The organism is Thioalkalivibrio sp. ALJ1, assembly GCF_000745395.1.
Classification (GTDB): domain Bacteria; phylum Pseudomonadota; class Gammaproteobacteria; order Ectothiorhodospirales; family Ectothiorhodospiraceae; genus Thioalkalivibrio.
On the sequence record NZ_KN050684.1, the window covers coordinates 235,902 to 258,803 of the forward strand.

Annotated in this window: 20 protein-coding genes; 11 read left to right on the plus strand and 9 right to left on the minus strand. The window is 64.9% G+C overall.

All coding sequences use genetic code 11. The annotated features are described in order from the left end of the window. Nucleotides 1-54: 54 nt before the first annotated feature. Nucleotides 55-2,316 carry a DNA topoisomerase IV subunit A gene (parC, locus tag F462_RS03430; RefSeq protein ID WP_038051572.1) on the minus strand — a complete coding sequence of 754 codons (2,262 nt, stop codon included), beginning with the start codon at nt 2,314-2,316 and terminating at the stop codon, nt 55-57. A 122-nt stretch (nt 2,317-2,438) separates the two neighbouring features. On the opposite strand from parC, the gene F462_RS03435 reads away from it, so the two are divergent. Then, nucleotides 2,439-3,860, plus strand: a complete 1,422-nt coding sequence (locus F462_RS03435; protein ID WP_038051576.1) for a phospholipase D-like domain-containing protein — start codon at nt 2,439-2,441, stop codon at nt 3,858-3,860. Nucleotides 3,861-4,054: 194 nt separating this feature from the next. After that, nucleotides 4,055-6,949: an EAL domain-containing protein gene (locus tag F462_RS03440; protein WP_038051578.1), complete on the plus strand. Its 2,895-nt coding sequence runs from the start codon at nt 4,055-4,057 to the stop codon at nt 6,947-6,949. Between the two features lie 18 nt (nt 6,950-6,967). On the opposite strand, the gene F462_RS03445 is transcribed toward F462_RS03440, so the two are convergent. Beyond that, nucleotides 6,968-8,689 carry a diguanylate cyclase domain-containing protein gene (locus F462_RS03445; protein WP_038051579.1) on the minus strand — a complete coding sequence of 574 codons (1,722 nt, stop codon included), beginning with the start codon at nt 8,687-8,689 and terminating at the stop codon, nt 6,968-6,970. A gap of 161 nt (nt 8,690-8,850) precedes the next feature. On the opposite strand from F462_RS03445, the gene F462_RS03450 reads away from it, so the two are divergent. Next, entirely contained in the window at nt 8,851-9,339 is a 489-nt protein-coding gene (locus tag F462_RS03450; RefSeq protein WP_038051582.1) for a DUF3293 domain-containing protein, read from the plus strand. Here F462_RS03450 and F462_RS03455 read toward each other — a convergent pair. Next, a complete protein-coding gene (locus F462_RS03455) occupies nt 9,336-9,803 on the minus strand; it encodes a CopD family protein (protein ID WP_038051584.1) in 468 nt (155 codons plus the stop codon). The two genes, F462_RS03450 and F462_RS03455, sit on opposite strands and share 4 nt — an antisense overlap. A gap of 173 nt (nt 9,804-9,976) precedes the next feature. On the opposite strand from F462_RS03455, the gene F462_RS03460 reads away from it, so the two are divergent. After that, a complete protein-coding gene (locus tag F462_RS03460; RefSeq protein WP_018874331.1) occupies nt 9,977-10,366 on the plus strand; it encodes a RidA family protein in 390 nt (129 codons plus the stop codon). A 22-nt stretch (nt 10,367-10,388) separates the two neighbouring features. Next, nucleotides 10,389-12,452, plus strand: a complete 2,064-nt coding sequence (gene recG / locus F462_RS03465) for an ATP-dependent DNA helicase RecG (RefSeq protein WP_038051586.1) — start codon at nt 10,389-10,391, stop codon at nt 12,450-12,452. Nucleotides 12,453-12,640: 188 nt separating this feature from the next. Here the strand turns inward: recG and F462_RS03470 are convergent, their stop codons facing one another. The 3 genes from F462_RS03470 to F462_RS03480 form a co-directional block, all read right to left on the minus strand. Beyond that, nucleotides 12,641-13,183: a DJ-1 family glyoxalase III gene (locus tag F462_RS03470; protein ID WP_038051587.1), complete on the minus strand. Its 543-nt coding sequence runs from the start codon at nt 13,181-13,183 to the stop codon at nt 12,641-12,643. A 24-nt stretch (nt 13,184-13,207) separates the two neighbouring features. Continuing rightward, complete coding sequence (locus F462_RS03475; RefSeq protein WP_038051588.1) at nt 13,208-14,482, minus strand: S41 family peptidase; 1,275 nt, start codon at nt 14,480-14,482, stop codon at nt 13,208-13,210. 119 nt (nt 14,483-14,601) lie between these two features. Continuing rightward, nucleotides 14,602-15,786 (minus strand): murein hydrolase activator EnvC family protein, encoded by a 1,185-nt coding sequence (locus F462_RS03480; RefSeq protein ID WP_038051593.1) that lies wholly within the window; start codon nt 15,784-15,786, stop codon nt 14,602-14,604. Between the two features lie 75 nt (nt 15,787-15,861). Here F462_RS03480 and F462_RS03485 point away from each other — a divergent pair, with 75 nt between their 5' ends. The 6 genes from F462_RS03485 to F462_RS03510 all read left to right on the plus strand — a co-directional run bounded on the left by F462_RS03485 (nt 15,862) and on the right by F462_RS03510 (nt 19,333). Further along, nucleotides 15,862-16,197, plus strand: coding sequence for an ArsR/SmtB family transcription factor (locus tag F462_RS03485; protein ID WP_038051594.1), 336 nt, complete (start codon nt 15,862-15,864; stop codon nt 16,195-16,197). A 28-nt stretch (nt 16,198-16,225) separates the two neighbouring features. Further along, nucleotides 16,226-16,654: a rhodanese-like domain-containing protein gene (locus F462_RS03490; RefSeq protein ID WP_038051597.1), complete on the plus strand. Its 429-nt coding sequence runs from the start codon at nt 16,226-16,228 to the stop codon at nt 16,652-16,654. Further along, complete coding sequence (grxC, locus tag F462_RS03495) at nt 16,654-16,944, plus strand: glutaredoxin 3 (protein WP_038051604.1); 291 nt, start codon at nt 16,654-16,656, stop codon at nt 16,942-16,944. Before F462_RS03490 ends, grxC begins: the two co-directional genes overlap by 1 nt. Nucleotides 16,945-17,068: 124 nt before the next feature. Beyond that, a complete protein-coding gene (gene secB, locus F462_RS03500) occupies nt 17,069-17,596 on the plus strand; it encodes a protein-export chaperone SecB (protein ID WP_018141947.1) in 528 nt (175 codons plus the stop codon). Nucleotides 17,597-17,611: 15 nt separating this feature from the next. After that, nucleotides 17,612-18,604 (plus strand): NAD(P)H-dependent glycerol-3-phosphate dehydrogenase, encoded by a 993-nt coding sequence (locus F462_RS03505; protein ID WP_038051607.1) that lies wholly within the window; start codon nt 17,612-17,614, stop codon nt 18,602-18,604. Between the two features lie 150 nt (nt 18,605-18,754). Then, complete coding sequence (locus F462_RS03510) at nt 18,755-19,333, plus strand: hypothetical protein (protein WP_038051609.1); 579 nt, start codon at nt 18,755-18,757, stop codon at nt 19,331-19,333. 38 nt (nt 19,334-19,371) lie between these two features. On the opposite strand, the gene F462_RS03515 is transcribed toward F462_RS03510, so the two are convergent. From F462_RS03515 to F462_RS03525, 3 genes are all read right to left on the minus strand, one after another. Then, the gene (locus tag F462_RS03515; protein WP_038051611.1) at nt 19,372-19,656 is read right to left on the minus strand and encodes a hypothetical protein; all 285 of its coding nucleotides are present in this window, start codon (nt 19,654-19,656) and stop codon (nt 19,372-19,374) included. Nucleotides 19,657-19,917: 261 nt separating this feature from the next. Then, entirely contained in the window at nt 19,918-21,576 is a 1,659-nt protein-coding gene (locus F462_RS03520) for a BCCT family transporter (protein ID WP_038051618.1), read from the minus strand. Nucleotides 21,577-21,651: 75 nt separating this feature from the next. After that, entirely contained in the window at nt 21,652-22,818 is a 1,167-nt protein-coding gene (locus tag F462_RS03525) for a zinc-binding metallopeptidase family protein (protein WP_038051621.1), read from the minus strand. Between the last annotated feature and the right edge of the window lie 84 nt (nt 22,819-22,902).

The following is a 22,902-nucleotide window of genomic DNA, read 5'->3' on the forward strand; positions in this document are numbered from 1 at the left end:
GGCCAACCCCAACCGCAAACCGGCGATCTGAAGACCGCCCACGCCGGCCGGGGTTCAACTCGGACGCACCTCCAGGCGATCCGCATTCTGGTAGCCACGCGGCAATTGGCGACCCCGTCGGGCGCGTTCGCCCACGTACTCGGCCCACTCCGCCGGAGCCAGCGCCTTGAAACGTTTTCCGGCGTGTACCACCAGCGTGTCCTGTGGTCCCAGCACGGTGACACCGAGCACTCGTTCGGACCCGTCCTTGAGCGCCGCGGCTGGAATCCCCATTAGCTTGTTGCCCTTGCCTCGCGACAACTCGGGCAGATCCGTTGCCGCGAACAGGAGCAGGTAGCCGCGCGTGGTCACCACCGCAATGTGATCCTCGTGCGGATTGCGTACCAGTGCGGGCTGCAGCACCGTCGCCCCAGGCGGCACGGTTAACACGTTCTTGCCGGCCTTTTGCCGGCCGAGCAGATCACCCAGTCTGGCAATGAACCCATAGCCATGGTCGCTGCCCAGAAACCAGCGGTCCTCTTCGCCCCCAGTGGCGATCCCGACGAAATACGCACCCTCCGGTGCGTTGACCCGCCCGGACAACGGCTCACCCTGGCCGCGCGCCGAGGGGAGCGTATGGGCGGGGATGGTGTAGGTGCGGCCGGTGGAATCAATAAATGCCACTGGCTGATTGCTGCGCCCGGTGACGGCGGCCTGAAAGGCGTCGCCAGCCTTGTAGCTCAGCCCGCTCGCCTCGACGTCGTGGCCCTTGGCCGCCCGCACCCAGCCCTTCTCCGAGAGCACGATCGTCAACGGCTCGGTGGGCACCAGCGCGGACTCGTCCAGAGCCTGTGCCGCCGCCCGCTGGACCAGCGGCGAGCGGCGCTCGTCACCGTACGCCGCGGCGTCATTCTCGATCTCCTGGCGCACCAGAGTGCGCAGACGGCGCTCGGAACCCAGGGTCTTTTCCAGCTGGTCGCGTTCCTTGCTGAGCTCGTCCTGCTCGCCGCGGATCTTGATCTCCTCAAGCTTGGCCAGATGACGCAGCTTAAGCTCCAGGATCGCCTCGGCCTGGATATCACTGAGGCCAAAGCGGCTCATCAACTCCGGCTTCGGCTCGTCGTACTCGCGGATAATCGCGATCACCTCGTCGATGTTCAGGAAGGCGATCAGCAGGCCTTCCAGCACGTGCAGGCGCGCCTGCACCTTCTCCAGGCGCCACTGCAGACGACGACGCACGGTCTCGATGCGGAAGGTCAGCCACTCCGACAGCAGTCCGGCGAGGTCGCGCACCTGCGGGCGCCCATCCAGGCCGATCACGTTCATGTTCACGCGGTAGGTCTTCTCGAGGTCGGTGGTCGCGAACAAGTGCGCCATCAGCGCCTCGACATCCACACGATTCGAGCGTGGCGTGATCACCAGGCGGGTCGGGTGCTCGTGGTCAGACTCGTCGCGCAGGTCTTCGACCATCGGCAGCTTCTTCGCACGGATCTGGCTGGCAATCTGCTCCAACAGCTTGGCGCCAGAGACCTGGTGCGGGAGTGCTGTGACCACGATGTCGTCGCCTTCCCGTTCATAACGCGCACGCGCACGGATCGAGCCCTGCCCGGTCTCGTAGACCTTCATGAGCTCCGCCGGTGGGGAGATAATCTCGGCCTCGGTGGGGTAATCAGGTGCCGGAAGGTGATCGCACAGCTCCGCCACCGTGGCCTTCGGGTGTTCCAGCAGATGCACGCAGGCGGCGGCCACCTCGCGCAGGTTATGCGGAGGGATGTCGGTCGCCATGCCCACCGCGATTCCGGAGCCGCCATTGAGCAACACGTTCGGCAACCGCGCCGGGAGCATCTTCGGCTCCTCCAGCGCACCGTCAAAGTTCGGCACCCAGTCCACCGTGCCCTGCCCGAGCTCGGACAACAGCAACTGGGCATAGCGCGACAGTCTCGACTCGGTGTACCGCATCGCGGCGAAGGACTTGGGATCATCCGGTGAGCCCCAATTGCCCTGCCCGTCCACAAACGGATAGCGATAGGAGAACGGCTGCGCCATCAGCACCATCGCCTCGTAGCAGGCCGAGTCGCCGTGCGGATGGAACTTGCCAAGCACGTCGCCCACGGTGCGCGCGGACTTCTTGTACTTGGCGGTGGCGGACAGACCCAGCTCGCTCATCGCGTAGATAATCCGCCGCTGTACCGGCTTCAGGCCATCGCCGATGTGCGGCAGCGCGCGATCCAGGATCACGTACATGGAGTAGTCCAGGTACGCCTTCTCGGTGAAGTCCTTCAACGGCAGCTGCTCGCCGCTGTTGGCGAACAGGCTGGGGGTCTCGATATCGGTCATCGGCGGTCTCGCGGACGTGGATGGGCCGGGGTTTTACACCGGGCCGGGCCCGCGTACTGTAGCGGGCACGCGCCCGCCGTTCCACGGGCCCGCCGAAAACCATTGCGTCAGAGGAGGACTTCGTGCCGGATACAGGCTGGGTTGCCAGTATCGTCGCGGTGGCCGTCTTCGGCTTCGCGGCAGTCAGCGTAGTGCATGCGCTGCTGCAACGCCGCGACACAGGCACCATCATCGCCTGGGTTGGGCTAATTGTGCTCCTGCCCCTGGCCGGCTCGGCGTTGTACTGGCTGTTTGGGGTCAACCGCATCCGTCGGCGCGCTCACGCCCTGCGCGAGGGCTACCTGATTACCGACCCCAGCGCACACGACGATACCCTGGTCGAACACCCGGCCCGCTGGGAGCGCCTATTGCATTCCGGAGATCGACTGAGTCCGTTTCGGTTGGTCCAGGGCAATGCCATCGAACCGCTGTTCGATGGCGATCGCACCTATGCGCGCATGCTGGACGCCATCGACCAGGCCCGCGCCAGCATCACCCTCGCGACCTACATCTTCGATTACGACCGCGTCGGCGAGCGCTTCGTCGCCCACCTCCAGCAGGCCCATGATCGCGGCGTGCAGGTGCGCGTACTGATCGACGCCGTCGGTGCCCGCTACAGCCGCCGCAATACCCTGCGCCGGCTTCGGCGTGCGGGCATCCCGGCCGCAGCCTTCATGCCGGTACATCTGCCCCGAAGCCTGGCCGCTTTCAACCTGCGAAACCACCGAAAGATGTTGGTAATCGATGGCCGCCGCGCCTTCACCGGCGGCATGAATATCCGCCGGGGGCACAGCCATATCGATCCCGGATCGCACCCGATTCAGGACCTTCACTTCGAGTTGCGCGGGCCCGCCTCCGCCCAGGTCCAGCGGGTTTTCGGGGAGGACTGGCAGTTCGCCACGGGGGAACGCCTGGACGGACCGGTCTGGTTCCCCGATCCCATCGAGACCGCCGGTGCACGCGCCTGTCGCGGGCTTCCCGATGGGCCGGACGAAGACTTCGAGGTACTGAATTTCACCTTGCAGGCGGCCCTGGCCGAGGCCCGCGAAGAGGTGACGATCATCACCCCTTATTTTCTGCCGGGGGTCGCACTGGCCGGGGCACTCAAGGCCGCGGCCCTGCGAGGCGTGAAGGTCAACATCCTGATTCCCGCCCTCAACAATCTGCGCCTGGTGGAATGGGCCAGCCGACCCCAGCAGGCCGAGCTACTGGAACGCGGCTGCCGCCTGTGGCTCACGCCCCCCCCTTTCAACCACGCCAAGCTGATGCTGGTGGATCGCGAATGGGCCCTGGTCGGTTCCGCCAACTGGGACCCGCGCAGCCTGCGCCTTAACTTCGAGTTCAATCTGGAATGTCTGGACCGCGGACTGGGGTCGGAACTGGCCGAGTGGGCCGACCACCTGCGCGAACAGTCGCACCCCCTGACGCTCGCGGAAGTCCGCGCTCGCCCACTCGCCACCCAGCTGCGCGACGGTGCGGCTCGCCTGCTCACGCCCTACCTGTAACCACTGATTGCATCGCGCGTAGACACGGCGTTAGTCGTCCCAATCCGCACACACTGATGAACCGGGACACCCCAACGATGTCTTTTGTACTGTAGCTACCAGGGATACCCATGCACGGGTGCATGCATCAACCCGTTTCTTCCCAGGGGGCGTAAAGGGATGTTACGAAAGTCGAAGATTCGGCCAGGAAGGTCATGAACGGGATTCTGGTGCCATCTCTCTACGTCGCGGCGGGCCTCGCCGTATACGCAACCATCAGCCACCTGCTGTACAGCCGGCAGAGCGCCCGACGCATGGAACACCGCCTGTTCGCCGCGATGGGCGCGTTAATGGCGGTGGTTGCCGTGAGTTCGGCCCAGACCTATCAAGCCACCAGTGTCGACGCCTACACCCAGGCATTGACCCTCAATATTTTTCTGCTCGCTCCGTTCTACGTCCTTTTCGCCGCGTTTGTCGCGGCCCATACCCGCACGCGCGCGACCCCGATCATCAGTGGCCTCCTGGTACTTCTGGTCATTACCTGGGTGGTCAACGCCCTGCAACCTTACAGCATGCAGTACCACAGCATCGATGCGATCCACATACTGGAGCTCCCCTGGGGCGAGACCGTGGCCCTGGTCGAGGGCGCTCTCAGTCCGTGGTTCGTCTTTGGCGTGGCCGCCGTCCTTCTCGTCTTCGGCTTTGCCCTGACCAACCTAATCCGGCACTACCGCCGGCATCACCAGGGCACCACCCTGCTCCTGCTGGGCGGGATCGCGATCTTTGTGCTGTTCACCCTGCAGGGCGTACTCGCCCGTTCGGGTGTCATCGAGATGCCCCAGCTCGCGCCGTTTGGCTATGTGGTCATGGTGGTCATGATGAGTGTGGCCCTGAACCGCGAGACCGGGGAACGTCTGCGCGATTCGGAGGCTCGTTTTCGTGCGCTGGTCGAGCAATCGCCCATCGGGATCCAGGTGCTGACGCCCACTGGCGAGATCCGCCAGACCAACCCGGCCTGGGAACGCCTGCACGGTCCACAGGCGTCGGCTCCGGGCGGCAACGTACTGACGCGGCCGGACGCCATCGACCGGAAAGTTCTAGCTCCCCTGCGGGCCGCGATGCGCGGTCAGTACCAGGAGATCTCTCCTCTAGCCTACACCCCACCCGACATCCCCGGGGACCACGTCTCTGGCACCGCAATGGGAGGTACCGAGCGCTGGCTGCGGGGCTGCATCTATCCCCTGCAGGATGCTCGGGGCGAGGTGCAGGATGTGATCGTGATGCAGGAGGACATCACCGCCGAGCATCGCAGCGAGAACGCCCTGAGATTGATTGCCGAAGGCCTGCAGGCGCGCTCACGCGAGGAGTTCTTCCAGCAGCTTGTACTCAAATTAAGCAACCTGTTTAACGCCGACTACGCCCTGGTCGGCCTTGAGGCCTCTGACCAGTCCGGCGTGGTGGAGACCGCCGCCCTGTGCGCCCGGGGCCGCATCGTAGAGAATTTGCGCTATGACTTGGCCGAGAGCCCCTGCGAACGGGTAATCGAGATCGGCTCCTGCATCTACCCCTGCGACGTGCAGCAACGCTTCCCGAAGGACGAGATGCTGGTCGAGATGGACGCGGAGAGCTACTTGGGGGCGCCCATGCTGGACAGCCAGGGGACCCTGCTCGGGCACATTGCGATGGTCAATCGACACCCTGTGGAAGATGTCGACAAGGCGATGGAGATCCTCGAGATCATGGCGGACCGCGCCGCAGCTGAACTAGAGCGCCTGCATACCGAGGCACACATCCACGCCCTGGCCTACCACGACTCCTTGACCGGGCTGGCCAACCGCACCCGGCTGCACGACGATCTGACTCGGTACCTCGAGGGAGCCCACGTCGAAAACCAGCATGGCGGGCTGATCCTGATCGACCTGGATCACTTCAAGACCATCAACGACGCCCTCGGCCATGCGGTGGGCGATACCGTACTGGGCGCAGTCGCGGACCGCCTGCGCAGTCACGCCCCGAAGGACGCACTCATCGTGCGCCTGGGCGGCGACGAGTTTGCGGTGGTGCTGCCGCCGAGCCCAACCGGACGCGAGGCGCTGGAGCCCGAAGTCCGCGCCATCGCCGAGCGCATCCTGGAGGCGCTACAGCGCCCCATCATCCTGGGAGAACGCACCTTCGGGGTCGGGGCCAGCCTAGGCTGCGTACTGTATCCGGATGCCGGCCAGACCTCGGCCGATGCCCTGCGTCACGCCGACATCGCGTTATATCAAGCCAAACGCGCGGGGCGCGGGGGCGTGCAGTTCTACCGCCATGCCCTGCAGGACGAGGCCCATGCTCGCCTGCAGATCGAGGAAGGTCTGCGCCAGGCCGTCGAACGCGGCGAGCTAGCCCTGCACTTTCAACCGCAGGTCGACGCGGCCGGCCGCCTGATCGGCGCCGAGGTGTTACTGCGCTGGCAGCACCCGGAGATGGGCGCGGTCCCACCCGCCCTGTTCATCCCCATCGCAGAGGAAACCGGCCTGATCCACGGCATCGGAAATTGGGTGCTGGAGCAGACGTTGGTACAGCTGGCGCGATGGCAGACCGATGGCCTGCAGCCTCCGCGCCTGGCGCTGAACCTGTCCCCCTGGCAGCTCGCCCGGCCGGACTTTGTGGACCGCTTCGAGGCCCTGCTGCGCCAGCACCGGGTGGACGCCGACGCCCTGACCCTGGAGGTCACCGAATCCGGACTGCTGCGCGATCTCCCGGATGCGATTGCCAAGCTCGGCGCCCTGCGCCGGCTCGGGGTGCGCATCGCCCTGGATGACTTCGGCACGGGCTATTCCTCGCTCGCCTATCTGCGCGACTTGCCGGTGGACGAACTGAAGATCGACAAGTCCTTCGTCGACGAACTGATGGCCGGCGGCGACCAGACACTGATCGAAAACATCGTGGATATCGCGCGCAACATGGAGCTGGACGTGATCGCCGAGGGCGTGGCCCAGGCCGAACAACGCGAACAACTCCTGGCGCTGGGCTGCAGCCATTTCCAGGGCTTCCTGTTTAGCCCAGCGCTCCCGGCCGGGGACTTCAACCTGCAATTCCTGCAACCACCGCGCTCCGAGTCGAACTAGGCGTCCCGTACCGCGTCCTCAGGGAGACTCGTCCAACCCGCATCCCAATGCCCCGCGTCGGCGCCGCGCCTGATCCGATACCGGTCGATCCATGCCCGCCAGATCCTGGTACAGCACCACCTGACTGCCACCATCGGCCTTGGCGGCGTACATAGCGCGGTCTGCCCGCTGCAGGAGCGTAGCGACGTCGCCCCCATCCTGCGGAAACAACGCGCCACCCAGGCTAAGCCCGACCCGCAGCGACTCGCGATTCACCTCCACGGGTTCCTCGAAGCGTTCGATTAGCTTGAGTCCGATGCCGGCCACGGCGTCCGGGTCGCGCACGTTCTCCAGCAACAAGACGAACTCGTCGCCACCCACGCGCGCCACGATGTCGCTGCCACGCATCCCTTCGAGCAGCCGGTGAGCCACGGTCACCAGGACAACGTCCCCCACATCGTGGCCCAGACGGTCATTGATCGGCTTAAAACCGTCGAGGTCACAGACCATCAAGGCCACGCCGGTACCTGCGCGCTGAGCCCGACGCAACGCCTGCTGAATATGCTCCTGCAACAGACTCCGGTTGGGCAGCCCCGTCAGGGAGTCGTGATGCGCCTGATGCCACAAGCGCTCCTCGGAGTCCTTGTCACGGGTGATGTCGCGCACCATGCCCAGCACCTGTACCGGACGCCCGTCGGGAGCGCGGTCGATCTCGCCCTCCACGCGGACATGGCGGACACCCCCGTCTCCGCGCACCACCCGATGATCCACGCGATAAAAGTTTTCGCGGTCCAGGGCCTCGTTCGTCGCACGCCGCACACGGGTGCGGTCATCCGGGTGTACGGCGCGCATATAGGCCTCGAACCCGGCCCCATCGGTCTGCGCGTCCAGGCCAAACAGTTCGAAGACATGCGAGGACCAGTTCATCCGCTGCCCGCGGATATCCCAGTCCCAGTAACCGGCGCCGGCAATGCGCTGTGCCTCCTCCAAGCGCTCGGTCGTCTCTTGCAGGGCCGCGGTGCGCCGGGCCACGGCTGCCTCCAGCCCGGATTGCGTCTCGCGCAAGCGCACCTCAATGCGCTGGCGCTCCTCCAGCTCCTTGCGCAAGGCGGCATGGTCGCGCCAGATCCGCCGCCGCACCCGCAGCCACATCAGCGTGATCATAATCATGATCAGACCCGTGGCGACCAGCGTCACCTTCTGCGCCTGCTCGTGACGCTGGGCCATCGCCGTGACCGCCTCTTCGTTGTCCTGCTCGAAGGCCGCGAGGATCGCCTCCATCTGATCCAGTACGTCTTCCTGTACCGGCATCGCATCGGCATACAGAATTGCCAGCGCCTCGTTGCGCCCACCGGCCAGGGCAACGTCCACGAGTTCCGAGAGGATGGGGGCGCCGGTCGCAGCCAGCTCACGCAGCTCGGCCAGCAGGGCTGCATCACGTGGCGTCTGGGCCAACAGCTCCGCACCCTCGCGGGCCTCCAGGAAACGCTCCGCCAGATCCCGGAACTCGCGCTGATAGCGGTCCTGCAACGCCGGGTCCTCGGCACTAATGACCAGCGATGCGCGCAACATGCGTTCGCGCACCAATGAACGCATGCGGTGGACGCGGTCCACCTTGTTCACATATTCCTCGGTCAGGGCCTGGACGTCGTTCTGCAGCTGTTGCACACGCAGCCAGCTGGCCACGGCGACCGCTACAACCAACAGCATCACCACCAAAAAGGCGCTGGTCAGACCGGAGACAAAGGGACGCGGAGCCATCGCAGCTCACCACCCCACAAGGGCGCAGGGCGGCTTCAGGAACGCGCGGGAACACCTGCCACTCCGGGCATTTCGAACCGCCGCCACATCCTTGACGCGCATCCCCTTCCCCCTGTTTGATCGATCGTATCTAGACGATCCAGGCGGGAGCGTGCCGCGAGATGGCCACAAACTCAAGCGATGACGGGCATCGGGCTGTACGACCGGTCGCGACACGGGCAGAACTGGAGCCGGTTTATCGCAGCGCGGAATACGACGTGGAGACCGAAAGCGAAACCCGCATCCTGCGCATCGGCGCCCCTGCACCCGAGATCACGTCCTGGATGAAGGCGCACGGCCTGCGCCGGATCGTGTTGTTCACCGCCTGCAACCCCGGAAGCCGGCCCGCGACGGCCAGGGACAATGAACAGCGTCAACGCCGACTGGAACAGGCCGTAGACAACCACGGCCTACGCGCCTGGCCAGCCTGCAATCGCGACCCTCTGGGCCACTGGCCGGACGAACCCGGCCTGGCGATCGCAGATCTATCCGATTCCGTACTGGTGGAATGGCTGGAACACTTTGACCAGAACGCGGCCGTGCTACTGGACCCGCCGGCCGTACCCCGACTCGTGTGGCATCCGGCCTTGTCGCGCCGGGAAAGTGCTTAAAGCGGCAGCCGGCCGCCGGACGCCACCAGGATCGTGACCAGTCCAATCACGGTATTGATTCCCACCAGGATGCGGATCTGGCCCAGCCGGCGCAGACCTTCCGGGGCGTCGTCCGCGGCAATCGCCTGACGCATGCGGCGGAACGGGGCAAAGAACACGTGGGCGAAGATCGCCATCATAATCAGGCCAAGTAACAGCATCGTATGGACGCTGGGGTGCACGTCACCCATGCCGCCGAACACCCCGAAGATCATGTAGAAACCGGTCGCCAGGATCACCACAACCGAGGCCCAGACCCAGGGGAAGAAACGGCCGAAGACCCCCTCCCACAGCTTCAGCCGCGCCATCCCCTCCAGCTGCTGCCCGGCCACCGGCCGCAGGAACATGTAGGCGAAAAACATGCCGCCCACCCAAATCACCACCGCCAGCACATGCAGCACGTTCGCCAGTGCGTATCCCGTCATTGTCGGATTCCTTAGTCGCGTTCCCAAATGTGGCTCGCAGTGTAGCCGCACTTGGGCAGCGCTGCCGACCCCACCCCTGCCAGCAGGAGCGCGCACATGATTTAGAATGGTGCCCTGTACGCGGCCTTTCGCCGCCCCTGCAACCGTCTACCCAGCCAGCACGAGGAGCCCGCATGTCGCGCGAAATCATCCAGACCGAGAATGCCCCGGCCGCCATTGGCCCCTATTCACAGGCCGTGCGCGCGGGCGAGACCCTTTATCTCTCCGGGCAGATTCCACTGGACCCCGCGACCATGGAACTGGTGGGCGGCGGCATCGAGAACCAGATCCGTCAGGTGTTCGCCAACCTCCAGGCGGTCCTGGAGGCGGCGGGCGCCAGCACTGCGGACATCGCCAAGCTGAATATCTTCCTGATCGATCTGACGCACTTCCCGCTGGTCAACGAGATCATGAGCGAGGTGTTCAACGAGCCCTATCCGGCACGCGCTGCGCTTGGCGTTGCCGCCCTGCCCAAAGGCGCCCAGGTCGAGATGGACGCCATCGCCTTCTGCCCGCGCAGCTGATCGCGCCGCGTAGGCCGTCCTGGTGGAACTGCAGGCCCCGCTCACAACGCTGAAGGGTGTCGGTCCAGCGGTGGCGGAACGACTGGAACGCCTCGGGCTGGAACAGGCCGGGGACCTGCTGTTCCATCTACCCCTGCGCTTCGAGGACCGCACGCGGCTGACGCCGATCGCGGCGCTGCGACCGGCGTTGGCGGCACTATTCGAGGGTCGCGTCGCGCATGCCGAGGTCGTCCACCGCCGCCGGCGGATGCTGGTAGTCACGCTCAGTGACGACCAGGCGCAGATTCTGCTGCGATTTTTTCACTTTGGCGCCAACCAGCAACGGCGTCTGAGCGTCGGCACGCGCATCCGCGCCTTCGGTGAGCCGCGGGGCATCCCCGGCGCACTGGAATGCGTACACCCGGAGCTTCAGACCGTGGGCGATACCCCGCCGGCACTGGAGTCGCACCTGACTCCGATCTACCCGACCACCGAGGGCGTCTCGCAAAAACTGCTACGCCAACTGGTCGCGCACGCCCTGCCGGGGGTCCGGGCCCTGCCCGACCTGTTGCCGGAACTGACCCACCAGGGCCTGCCCGGTCTACACGCCGCTTTGGGACAACTGCACCACCCGCCGGCTCAGGCCGATGCACTGGTTGCCCTGGATACACCGGAGAACCGCAGTCCAGCGCGCACGCGCCTGGCCCTGGAGGAGTTGTGTGCCCATCAACTCGCTCGCATCCAGCAAAGCCGCACGCCGCAGGACACACGCAAGGCGCCAGTCATTCAGCCCCCCGGCACCCTGTGGCAACAACTACGCGACCAGCTCCCCTTCGAACCCACCGGCGCACAGGAACGCGTGACCGAGGAGATCCTGGCCGATCTCGCACGCACGCAACCGATGAACCGGCTGGTCCAGGGCGATGTCGGCTCGGGCAAGACACTGGTCGCGGTGGCCGCCACGCTGGCGGCGGTGGAGGCCGGCTATCAGGTCGCCTTCATGGCCCCAACCGAGCTGCTGGCGCGCCAGCACGGGCGCAACCTGGCCCAATGGCTGGAGCCGCTGGGCGTGTCCATCGCCTGGCTGGGTGGCCGCCAGACCGCCGGTGAACGTGGGCAGCTACTCGCGGAACTGGCCACGGGTCAGCGCCAGGTCGCAATCGGCACCCATGCCCTGTTCCAGGAAGAGGTGCGCTTCCAGCGACTGGGGCTTGCGATCATCGACGAGCAGCACCGTTTTGGGGTGCATCAACGCATGGCCCTGCGCGACAAGGGCAACGGCCAGATGCCGCACCAGTTGATCATGACCGCCACCCCGATCCCGCGCACCCTGGCGATGGCGCTGTACGCCGAGCTGTCCAGCTCGGTGATTGACGAACGCCCGCCCGGGCGCACGCCGGTGCGCACCGCGCTGATCAGCCACGAACGCCGCGACGAGGTAATTGACCGTATCCGCGCCGCCTGCGGCTCCGGCACCCAGGCCTATTGGGTCTGCCCGCTGGTGGAAGAGTCGGAACAACTGGAAGCGGAATCCGCCGAGTCCACCGCCGAGCGCCTGCGCGAGGCGCTGCCGGAGCTGACCATCGGACTGGCACACGGACGCATGAAGGGGCTGGAGCGCGACACGGTCATGGAGCGCTTCCGCGCCGGAGCGATCGACCTGCTCGTCGCGACCACCGTGATCGAGGTCGGGGTAGACGTCCCCAACGCCAGCCTGATGATCATCGAGAACGCCGAGCGCATGGGGCTGTCGCAGCTGCATCAGCTGCGCGGCCGGGTCGGACGCGGAAACACTGCATCGGCCTGTGTACTGCTTTATCGTCCACCGCTGGGGGAGACCGCACGCGAGCGCCTGGAGGCGATGCGGCGCACGGACGACGGCTTCGAAATTGCCGAAGTGGACCTCAAACTACGCGGCCCGGGCGAGCTACTGGGTACACGCCAGACCGGAGACCGCAGCTTCCGCGTCGCCGACTGGGCCCGCGACCAGGACCTGTTGGACGAGGCCACGACCCTCGCCGCACGTCTCGAAAACGACCCATCACGCACCGGCGCCCTCATCGAACGCTGGCTCGGCACCGCCACCCGCTACGCCACCGTGGGGTAACCGAAAGGCGATCGCACTACTCAGGCACCAAGGGAAAAAGCGTCAACAGTAAGACGGGAAGGTTAGAAGGGGTTCAGAGCATTGCGATTACCACCGCATTGCTCAACAAGAATTTTTTCAGTCTTCCCACCTTTCTGTAAATCGCTCTTGACCTTTCTTGTGCCTTGGCGCGCCCCGGAGTAGAGGATTCAGGGGCGCAGCAACGGGCCTTCGACGGCGTCGCGGGCCTCGCGGCCGGCGAGCTGTTCGATCAGGGTCAGGGCGAAATCCATCGCGGCGCCGGGGCCGCGGCCAGTGATCAGGCGACCATCGACCTCCACAAGGGCCCCGGTAGACGGGATCCCAGCCTCGTCCAGCGCGCCGGTGAATGAAGTCACGGTGCGGCCTTCCAGAAGACCCGCTTCGGCCAGCGCCTTGGGCCCGGCACACACAGCGGCCAGATAGCCGTCGCGCTCGGCCTGCGCGCGCAACAATCGCTGCACCCGAGCGTCGTCACGCAGGTGATTGGCCCCGGGCAGACCTCCGGGCAGCACGATCAGGTTAAAGGCGCTATCCAGAACCGCGTCGATGGTGGTATCCGGCTGAATCACCGTGCCCCGCGAGCAGATCACCGGGCCAGGCTCCAGCCCGGCCACGGTGACCTCGAATTGCGCGCGGCGCAGCAGGTCGATGATCGTGACCGCCTCCAGTTCCTCGGAACCGGCGGCCAGGGGCACCAGTACGTTCGGCATCGATCCTCCCGATACGTCGCGATCTCAACGACGGCCGTAGAAGGTCAGACCCTTGAGCAGATTCAGCGCCTCGTTCATACCGTAATCGCGCTCGGCCAGAGTCTCGCCGTTGTCATCCTCTTCACTTTCAGCCTCCGGCAGGCCATCACGGCCCATGCGGGCACCGCCGTTGTCATCGCCGGAACGCTGGACCACCAGGTCCTGCAGGCGGATGTCCGGCTCGATCCCGTCCTCCTGGATCGAACGGCCATCGGGCGTGAAGTAACGCGCGGTCGTCAGCTTGATGCCGGTATTCTGAGTTAGCGGCAGGATGGTCTGCACCGAGCCCTTGCCGAAGGTGTTCTGGCCCATGACCACGGCACGCTTGTGATCCTGCAGTGCACCGGCGACGATCTCGGAAGCGGAGGCGGAGCCCCGGTTGACCAGGACCACCATCGGCGCACCTTTCAGCACGTCACCCGGGGACGCCTGGTAGCGGAACTGCGAATCCTCCAGGCGGCCCTCGGTATAGACGATCAGGCCCTCTTCGAGGAAGGCATCCGAGACGCCCACCGCGCCATTCAGAATACCGCCAGGGTTGTTGCGCAAGTCCAGGATCAGGCCATTGAGCTCACCCTTTTCCTGCAGGTCCTCTACTGCTCGCACCAGATCGCGGGCGGTGCGCTGCTGGAAGTTGCTGATGCGCACATAGCCATAGCCTTCTTCCAGGATCTCCGAACGCACGCTCTGCACCTGGATCACGTCGCGGGTAATGGTGATTTCCTTCGGCTGGTCTTCGCCATCCCGCATCACGGTCAGCGTGATATCCGAGCCCTTCTCGCCGCGCATCTTGGCCACCGCGTCGGACAGGGACATCCCTCGTACCGACTCGCCATCCAGGCGGATGATCAGGTCACCGGCCTCAATCCCCGCCCGGCTGGCCGGGGTATCGTCGATCGGCGCGATGACCTTCACGAAGCCATCTTCCATCCCGACCTCGATCCCCAGACCGCCGAACTCGCCGGAGGTCCCAACCTGCATGTCCTCGAAGTCCTGCTCGTCCAGGTAGGACGAGTGCTCGTCGAGCCCGGACAGCATGCCCTGGATCGCGTTGTCCAAGAGGTCCTTGTCCTCAACTTCGGTGACGTAATTGCGCTTGATACGCATATACACGTCAGTAAAGCGCTGCAGGTCCTCCACCGGCAGGGCGGATTGCGCGCCATTCTCGCGGTCGGCGTAGACGGCCACCGACACACTCAGCATGACCCCGACCACCAATCCAACGATCAGGGCGTATCCGGTGCGACAAGACTTGCTCATTACCTGTCCTCGTACTTGAGGTGATTAGTGTGACGATGGTAGCACCGGCTATGTGACCGGCGCCTGAATGCACGCCACCCACCGGCTTTTTTGCCCGTTCTCGACGGCACGACCATCCACTACTGAGAGGGCCACCAGCCTTCAGGGTTCAATGGTCCGCCACTACGGCGAATTTCGAAGTACAGGCCGGGCGCAATCGCCTCGCTGCCTGCGCCGGCCACGGCCAGCTGCTCGCCGGCACCCACGGTGTCACCCTCGGCAACCAGGATCTCCTCGACGTTACTGTAGAGCGTCAAATAGCGTTGCCCGTGATCCACGATCACCAGAAAGCCATACCCCTGCATCCAGTCCGCATAGACCACTCGCCCGTAATGGACCGCGCGAACCGCCGCGCCGTTCTCCACCTCCAGCACGGCGCCCCGCCAGCGCGATTGCAGACGATTGCCACGCGAGTCGTTGAAGCTGCGGATCACCCGCCCTTCGGACGGACGCGGCAGTTCCCCTTCCAGTTCAGAGAAGGCGACGTCCGGGCGCGTGGGAGCCGAATCATCGCGTGGAGCCTGAGTCCGAGCCGCACTCCGTGCCTCCACCTCTTCAATCACCGTCTCCAGGGTCTCCGCATTACGTTGCAGACGCTCCAGCTCCAGGGCCTCGTCTTCTATGGCGGCCTCCAGCTCGGCCATCGCCTGACGCTGGCGGGCCTCTTCCTGCTCCAGACCGGCTACGGCTTCCCGCGCCTGTTCTTCCTGCTCCGCCAGCACGGCACGCTCGTGCGCTAGAGCCTCACGCGCCTCTTCCAGGGCCTCCAGGCGCTCGTTCAATCGCGCCAGCGCCTCCTCCCGAGCATCACGGATGCGATTAGCGAACGCCGCTTGATGCCGCCCCTCCCCGGACTGATCCAGAGTCCGGCCGGGATGACGCTCGCGCTGCCACTGATCGCGCACCAGTCGTGCGGCAGCCTGGCGCTCGGCTTCAAGCTGCTCCCGGGCCTCGTCCACCCGCTGTTCCTGTTCCGCCACCGCCTCTTCCTGGTGCGATCGTTCACGGGCCAATTCACGCAGCTCTCGACGCGAATCCTCGGTTCCGCGGGCGGCATCCGCCAACAGCTCTTCCAGCCTCTGCAACGCAGCAGAACGCTCCTCCTGGCTACGCTCCAGGTCCTGAATGGCCTCGCGCGTCTCGCGCAGCTCGGCCTCCGGCTCCAACGCCAACGCCAGGCCAGGCCACAGAAAAACGACCAGCCACCCGCACCGGAACAGGGCAGGGAAACCGCCTCGAAGATTCAAGATTGCGCAAATTCGCATATCGGGGTACGTTTAGGTACTTATATTCTGACCCACGCGAGTAGGCCCTCTCCTCGCGAGAACAAGAGGCATGTCGTGAGCAACGAAATGGTTGAAGACGAAGTGTCCGTCGAAGACGGTCTGATGTCCCAGGACGAAGATATCGAGCGGGCTTCACGCTCGCTCAAGGCCATGTCCCATCCGCTGCGCCTGAAGATCCTCTGCATTCTCGGTGATCGCGAAATCAGCGTACAGGAAATTGTGGATCAGGTCGGGACCTCCCAGAGCAACATCTCGCAACATCTTGGCATCCTGCGCGACAAGGGCATTCTCGCCACGCGCAAGGACGCCAACCGGGTCTACTACCGCGTAGGGGACTCCCGGACGCTCCGCCTGATCAGTATGATGCAGGACGTTTTCTGCAGCTCCTGACAATCACCCCTCCGATCCGGTCTCCCGAATGCTTGAACGCCTGCCCGAATTCCTCGCCAATCATCCCATCCTGACCGGCGCCCTGCTGGCAGTGATCGGGATGATCCTGTTCGTCGAACTGCGACGACTCAACCGGAAGTACCGCTCGCTGTCACCGGTCGAGGCGGTCCGCGTCATCAACCAGGATGATGCCCTGGTAATCGACGTGCGCGAGGACAACGAAGTCGCCTCCGGCCGCATTGGGGGTGCCAAGCACATCCCGCTCGGCAGCCTGCAAAAGCGCATCGGCGATATCGAGAAGTACAAGGAAAAGCCGGTGGTGGTGTATTGCCGCAGTGGCAATCGCTCGGCTAGCGCCGCCCAACAGCTCACCGCGGCCGGATTTCAGGACGTGGTCAACCTGCAAGGCGGCATCCAGGCCTGGCAATCGGCCAACATGCCCATCAAGAAGAAGTAATGCAGTTCGAGGTCTACTCCGGCGGACGCTGCCCGTTCTGCCTGCTGGCACGCCGCCTGCTCAATCAGCGTGGCTATCCGTTCACGGAATACCCCGTCGACCGCGAGCCTGGTCTGCGTGCCGAGATGGAACAACGCGCCGGGGGGCGCACCTCGGTCCCTCAGATCTTTCTTGGCGAGACCCATATCGGCGGCTTCGACGAACTGCAGGCAATGGACAGCCGCGGCGAACTGGCCCGCCTGGCTACAGAGGCGGGCCTGCAAGCGCCCGCCGACAGCGCCGCCGGATAAGTCTGCGCCCTCGATAGCGCACGGTGGATAACGCTCAGGGGCCACGCGCCCACATGACCCCACCCCACTCCCTTACAATGCCCCCCATTCCAGACAACGACCAAGACAACTGCGAGACAACACGATGGCTGAAGAGAACACCCCGAACAGCGGCAATGGCGCGGCCCAGGGCGAACAGACCGAGCGCCCGGACTTCTCCATCCAGAAGGTATTCATCAAGGACCTGTCCTTCGAGGCACCGAACTCCCCCGAGGTGTTCATGCACGAATGGAAGGGCGAGACCAACATCCAGCTGAACACGGGCGCGCGCCCCATTGATGAAGCGGCCGGTGCCTTCGAAGTCGAGTTGGGTCTCACCGTGACCACGGAATCCGAAGGCAAAACCGCCTACCTGGTCGAGATCAAGCAGGCCGGCGTGTTCATCGTGCGCAACTTCCCCGAGGACCAACGCAACCACCTGCTGGGCGCCTACTGCCCCAACGTGCTGTTCCCGTTTGCACGCGAAACGGTGGCGGACCTGGTGCTCAAGGGCGGATTTCCACAGCTCCTGCTGCAGCCGGTCAACTTTGAATCGCTCTACGCCCAGCATCTGAAGGAACAGCAGCAGGGCCAGGCCGCCGGCGGGCAGGAAGCCCCGACCCAGCAGGCCTGACGCGAGACGGCGCGCATGCGCATCGCAGTCCTTGGTGGGGGCTCCTGGGGCACGGCACTTGCCATCCACGCCGCACGCCTGCACGACGATGTCGCCCTGTGGGTACGTGGAGAGGACAAGGCCCAGCAACTGGAAGCGGAGCGCGAGAACGCCCGCTACCTGCCAAGTCTAGCCTTCCCCGAAAGCCTGCGCGTCAGTGCCGCTCCGGAAATCATCGAGGGACGTGACCTGATCCTGGTCGCAGTCCCTTCGGGCGCCTTCCGCGAGACACTGCGCTGGGTCTCTCCGCAGATCGCATCCGATCAGGTGGTCGCCTGGGCCACCAAGGGCCTGGAGACGGCCACCGGAGCCTGGCTGCACGAGATCGCGGAACAGGAACTCGGTCCCGAGCACCCGCCAGCGCTGGTCTCCGGGCCTTCCTTCGCGGCCGAGGTCGCACAGGAGCAGCCCACCGCCCTGTCAGTCGCCTCCAGCGACGAGGGGCACATGGACTGCCTGGTGGAGGCACTGCACGGGCGCTCCCTGCGCCTGTACCGCAACCCGGACGTGATCGGCGTGGAACTGGGCGGGGCGCTGAAAAATGTCCTGGCCGTCGCCACCGGCATCGCCGATGGTGCCGGCTTCGGCGCCAACGCCCGCGCCGCCCTGATGACCCGCGGCCTGGCGGAAATCCAGCGTTTCGGCGAGGCTGTCGGCGCCCGCCCGGAGACCCTCACGGGCCTCTCGGGGTTAGGCGACATGATCCTGACTTGCACCGATAACCAGTCGCGCAACCGGCGCCTGGGCCGACTGCTTGGCCAGGGCCTGGATCTCGCCCGCGCGCGCGCCGAGGTCGGGCAGTCGGTCGAGGGCGTAGAGACCGCCCGCGTCGCAGTGGCACGTGCCCAGGCCCTGGACGTGGAGATGCCGATCTGCGCCGAGGTGCATGCCGTGCTATATCAGGGCCGCCCGGTACACGACACCGTGCGCCGCCTGCTGGAACGCGACCCCGCCCGCGAAGCGGGCTGACCCCTAGGGAAACACTGATTCATGTACACGCTCGCGCTCGATTGAATCAGCGTTTCCCTCGGCGAAAACCCCGCGCCGCACCCGCTCAATCGCCCAGTAGCGCCGGATACGGCTACCGTGTGCCTCCACGCCAAAATAATGGAGGCGGGCATGAGCAAGGCCTGGAAGGAACTGGATCTGGAAGGCGGGGGACTGCAGAGCGTCAATGCCCGCCTGGCCCGCGAGATGCGCACCCGCCCGACGGCCTACGCGGCCTGGGCCCTGTTCCCGCTCGGGCTGCACCGCTTCTATCTGCGCGACCCCCTGGGGGCTGCGGGCTTCCTCTTACTCAGCGTCGCCACACTGGTCCTGGCCTTCCTCGCACCCACCGGGTGGTGGCTAGCCCCCATGGTCGCCGGCTTATTGTGGGCCGGTGTGGATCTGTGGTGGATCGACCGCCGTGTGACGGATTACAACAAGGAACTGCGCAAACAGGTCTTCCTGCGCAAGGGCAACAAGCCACCACAGGATTACCGCGGTCGCTACACCAGCGACGACGACGCGCAGCGGGAGCTGACCGAGTACCAGCAGATCAAGGAAAGCGAGAAACCCGGTCAGTCCGGTATTGCAGGAAGCAATGATCGCAACCGCGATGTGGGTGGCAAGCGACGCATGCCCAGCTTCAACGAGCAGGAGGCCATGCTACGCCAGATGCGCAGCGGGAAGAACGACGACACCGAAAACGACTGAACGGCCCCTCGCCCCAGGGGCCGTTCGGCCGGGTGAGATCAGCTGTCGCCGGGGCGCCAGACGCCACTGGCCTCCTGCGGCGGCGGGGCGGACTGCTTGCGGCTCTCCACATCCACGAACACCGATTCGGTGAATTGAGAGAGCTGCTGCAAGTATTCCTTGCGCTCATTCACCGACTCCGGCATCTGCGCGACCATGAACCCGGTAATAGCACTCAGGTACTGCACCGCGACGATCGGCTGCTGTGCCTTCGGGTCGACTTCGGTCAACACATCCTGAACCTTCTGGATCAACTCGCCGGACAACTGCAGGGTTTCGCTCATGGGGTTCCTCTCGCGGTTCGAACAAAGGTTGCCTACAGGCTACGGCAAGCCCCGCTTGCCCGAAAGTGGACGCAAGATGCGCAGGACTTTCTCCCTATCCAGCAAGAGACAAAGCGTCTACACGAAGGTGGGAAGACTGGAAGGTTTTTGGGGTGGAGAGACACACCCGATGGATACGCCCTGGCGTATCCATGCTAGTCACCCTTCTTGTCTTCGCGTCTTCCTGTGAATCGCTTTGGACATTGTCGAAGGCCGGGGCCGTCAGGGGCGACGGGGGTCGGTGTCGTCGTCGCGGGCTTCGGGGGCGTCGTCGTCCTGGTCAAAGTCTTCCTGGACCCGATCAGGTGGGATGGTCCAGGGCTCGCTGGGTGCGATGGTGTGTTCGCCGGGCCGCGGGGCGAAGCGCTCGCTTTCCAGTGCGCGCATCAGGCCCACCACCATCATCAGCATCACCAGCGAGAATGGCAGGGCCGCGAGAATGACCGCGTTCTGCAGCACCTCTAGGCCGCCCGCCAGCAAGAGCACTCCGGTCACCAGTCCGATCATCGCACCCCACAGCACCAGATGCATCGCCCGGTGTTGAGTGGAGCCGTGCGCCAGCAAGGTGTTGATTACCACGATCCCGGCATTCGCCGAGGTCAACAGGTAGGTGGCGATCAACACCGTGATCAGCACCGCTCCGGTCTTTGCGATCAGCCAGGGCTCCAGAGTCTCCATGGTCGCGAAAGTCGCCACGGTGAGGTCTTCGGCGACGCGATCCGCGATGGGCGCGATGCCCTCGACCTCGGCGTGCAGCGCCGTCCCGCCCAGCAACGCCAACCAGAAGAAGGTGATCAGGGTCGGCACCAGCAGCACACCCGTAACGAACTCGCGCAGTGTGCGTCCACGCGAGATGCGCGCAATGAACAGCCCCACGAACGGCGCCCAGGCCAACCACCAGCCCCAGTAAAAAATCGTCCAGTCGGAGTGCCACTCGTCCATGTGGTGGGCATGGGTGTACAGCGAGAGGCCAAGCAGGTTCTGCATGTAACTGCCCGAGGACTGCACCACCAACGCCAGCAGGTACTGGGTCGGCCCCCAGATCAGCAACAGCCCCAGCAAGGCGACACTCAGCCACAGGTTGAGCTGGCTGACGCGCTGTACGCCGGCCTGCATCCCGGCCACCACCGAGAGGATGGCGATGGCGGTCAGCAGGGCCGTCAACACCAGCACACCGACATCACCGCTGAAGGACAACCCGACGGTATGCCCCAACCCGGCCTCCAATTGCTGGATGCCCAGACCCAGGGTCGTCGCAATACCGAATACCGTGGCAAGAATCGCCAGCAGGTCCACCAGGTCACCCGGCCAAGTGTGGCTGTACTTGCCGATCAGCGGATGCAGGGCTGAACGCAAGGCCAAGGGCTGGCCCTTGCGAAAACCGAAATAAGCCAGGATCAGTGCCAGCAATGCGAACACGCCCCAGGCATTCAGGCCCCAGTGGAAATAGGTCAGGACCATCGACATGTCGGCTGCAGCGGCCTCATCGCCATTCTCGAGCAAGAATGGGTTGCCACCATAATGCGAAAGGGGCTCGGCCACCGCCCAGAACAACAGGCCCACCCCCATGCCGGCTGCAAACAACATCGACAGCCAGGAGAGCGTAGTGAACTCCGGCACTTCGTCGTCCCGGCCCAGGCGTACGTTCTTGTACCGTCCGACCCCGAGCCAGATCACCATGACCAGAAAGAAGGCCATGACCACCACGTAATACCACTCCAGTAATGGTGTGACGAAGGCACGCGCGTCGCCCACGACCGTACCCAGTTGCTCGGTGCGATACACCCCCAGCAGCGCAATGATGACCACGAAGATGAACGCCAGCGGCGCGACCCTCGGGTTCAGTCCCTTGAACGGGCCTCGGGTGGCGACGTTATACATCCCGTATCCCTTTCCTTTTCGATTGAATGACGAAGATCCGCACCGGCCCCGGGCATGGCGTTTGGCGCGGTTCGATCAGAGGTTCGAGACTCTTGCCGTCGCGGCTTCCTGATGATCGGTGCGCGTCCCGGTGCGGAAATCCTGAATCACATGGTGCACGAAGGCCAGCTTGTCGATCGCTGTGGCCGTTAGCACAAACGGATACACATGAGGGTGCCCCATGCTGCGATTAAGACTGTTCAGGGCCCCGGCCAGAGGCAGCCAGTGATCGATCAGCACATCGAAATCATCGATGGCATAGGCATTGAATGCCGGATGCCCACCCTCCGCTCGCAGCCGCGCCGACGGTCCTGCCTGCGGCACGATATCCATGCCATAGGCCGCAGCCGTATCCAGGGTGTCCACGATGTGCATGTAGTGCGCCCAGGTCTCCGCCCAGTCCTCCCAAGGGTGGGAGCTGGCATAGGCGGAGACATACGAGGCCTGCCAGTCGCTCGGCGGACCGTCGGTGTAGTGCCGTCGCAAGGCCTCGTCGTAGTTCTCGCGTTCATCGCCGAAACGATCGCGGAAGGTAACGTGCCAGTCGGTCCCGCGGATCAGGCGGTCCCAATAATAGTGCGCGGATTCATGCCGGAAGTGGCCCAGAATCGTTCGATAGGGCTCGGCCATGGCCTCGCGCATACGTTCGCGCACGGCCGGGTCAGCCTCTGCGATGTTCAGGGTAATGAGCCCCTCGGCATGGCCGGTCACAACGCCCCCACCCTCGCGAAACTTCGGGGCCGGGTCGGCTAGAAAGTCGAACGCCAGCCCCGCGGAATCGCTCTTCTTCGGCACCACCGGAAGCCCCAGCCGCAGCAGGCCGTAGACCAGCCGCCGCTTCTCCGTCTCCAGGCGCTCCCACAACCGCGCATTTCCCGGGACGCTCAGATCCGGGATGGTTCGGTTCAGGCGGCAGGCCCGGCAGAAGCGGTCAGGGTCATCATGCGGCACCATCCAGTTGCAAACCGCATCGACCGCGTAGTGCCGGCACTGGCGATACAGCCGTCCCTCGGGCTCGTCCGCGACCCGCCACAGCCCGCCTGGGATCGGGCGGCCTCGACTGTCGTTTCCATCCCCCGCCATCTCCAGCGCCGACACCTCCAGCCGATCGGGACGGAAACCCAGCCGGTGCCCGCAACTGGTGCAAACGGTGTTGTCGAAGTACACCGCGGCGTGGCAAACCTCGCACTCGAATAACTGCATGACCTTCCCCACTTCTGATCGTGCCGACCCGTTCCCGGGGATCGGGAGGCAGACACCCGTTCAGACTACGCCGATCCCTCGACG

What these genes read in the sequence shown, in the direction of transcription:
- parC (WP_038051572.1), bottom strand. Translation starts at nt 2,316, where the DNA reads ATGACCGATATCGAGACCCCCAGCCTGTTCGCCAACAGCGGCGAGCAG.
- F462_RS03440 (WP_038051578.1), top strand. Translation starts at nt 4,055, where the DNA reads ATGAACGGGATTCTGGTGCCATCTCTCTACGTCGCGGCGGGCCTCGCC.
- F462_RS03445 (WP_038051579.1), bottom strand. Translation starts at nt 8,689, where the DNA reads ATGGCTCCGCGTCCCTTTGTCTCCGGTCTGACCAGCGCCTTTTTGGTG.
- F462_RS03450 (WP_038051582.1), top strand. Translation starts at nt 8,851, where the DNA reads ATGGCCACAAACTCAAGCGATGACGGGCATCGGGCTGTACGACCGGTC.
- F462_RS03455 (WP_038051584.1), bottom strand. Translation starts at nt 9,803, where the DNA reads ATGACGGGATACGCACTGGCGAACGTGCTGCATGTGCTGGCGGTGGTG.
- F462_RS03460 (WP_018874331.1), top strand. Translation starts at nt 9,977, where the DNA reads ATGTCGCGCGAAATCATCCAGACCGAGAATGCCCCGGCCGCCATTGGC.
- F462_RS03470 (WP_038051587.1), bottom strand. Translation starts at nt 13,183, where the DNA reads ATGCCGAACGTACTGGTGCCCCTGGCCGCCGGTTCCGAGGAACTGGAG.
- F462_RS03475 (WP_038051588.1), bottom strand. Translation starts at nt 14,482, where the DNA reads ATGAGCAAGTCTTGTCGCACCGGATACGCCCTGATCGTTGGATTGGTG.
- F462_RS03480 (WP_038051593.1), bottom strand. Translation starts at nt 15,786, where the DNA reads ATGCGAATTTGCGCAATCTTGAATCTTCGAGGCGGTTTCCCTGCCCTG.
- F462_RS03490 (WP_038051597.1), top strand. Translation starts at nt 16,226, where the DNA reads ATGCTTGAACGCCTGCCCGAATTCCTCGCCAATCATCCCATCCTGACC.
- grxC (WP_038051604.1), top strand. Translation starts at nt 16,654, where the DNA reads ATGCAGTTCGAGGTCTACTCCGGCGGACGCTGCCCGTTCTGCCTGCTG.
- secB (WP_018141947.1), top strand. Translation starts at nt 17,069, where the DNA reads ATGGCTGAAGAGAACACCCCGAACAGCGGCAATGGCGCGGCCCAGGGC.
- F462_RS03505 (WP_038051607.1), top strand. Translation starts at nt 17,612, where the DNA reads ATGCGCATCGCAGTCCTTGGTGGGGGCTCCTGGGGCACGGCACTTGCC.
- F462_RS03510 (WP_038051609.1), top strand. Translation starts at nt 18,755, where the DNA reads ATGAGCAAGGCCTGGAAGGAACTGGATCTGGAAGGCGGGGGACTGCAG.
- F462_RS03515 (WP_038051611.1), bottom strand. Translation starts at nt 19,656, where the DNA reads ATGAGCGAAACCCTGCAGTTGTCCGGCGAGTTGATCCAGAAGGTTCAG.
- F462_RS03520 (WP_038051618.1), bottom strand. Translation starts at nt 21,576, where the DNA reads ATGTATAACGTCGCCACCCGAGGCCCGTTCAAGGGACTGAACCCGAGG.
- F462_RS03525 (WP_038051621.1), bottom strand. Translation starts at nt 22,818, where the DNA reads ATGCAGTTATTCGAGTGCGAGGTTTGCCACGCCGCGGTGTACTTCGAC.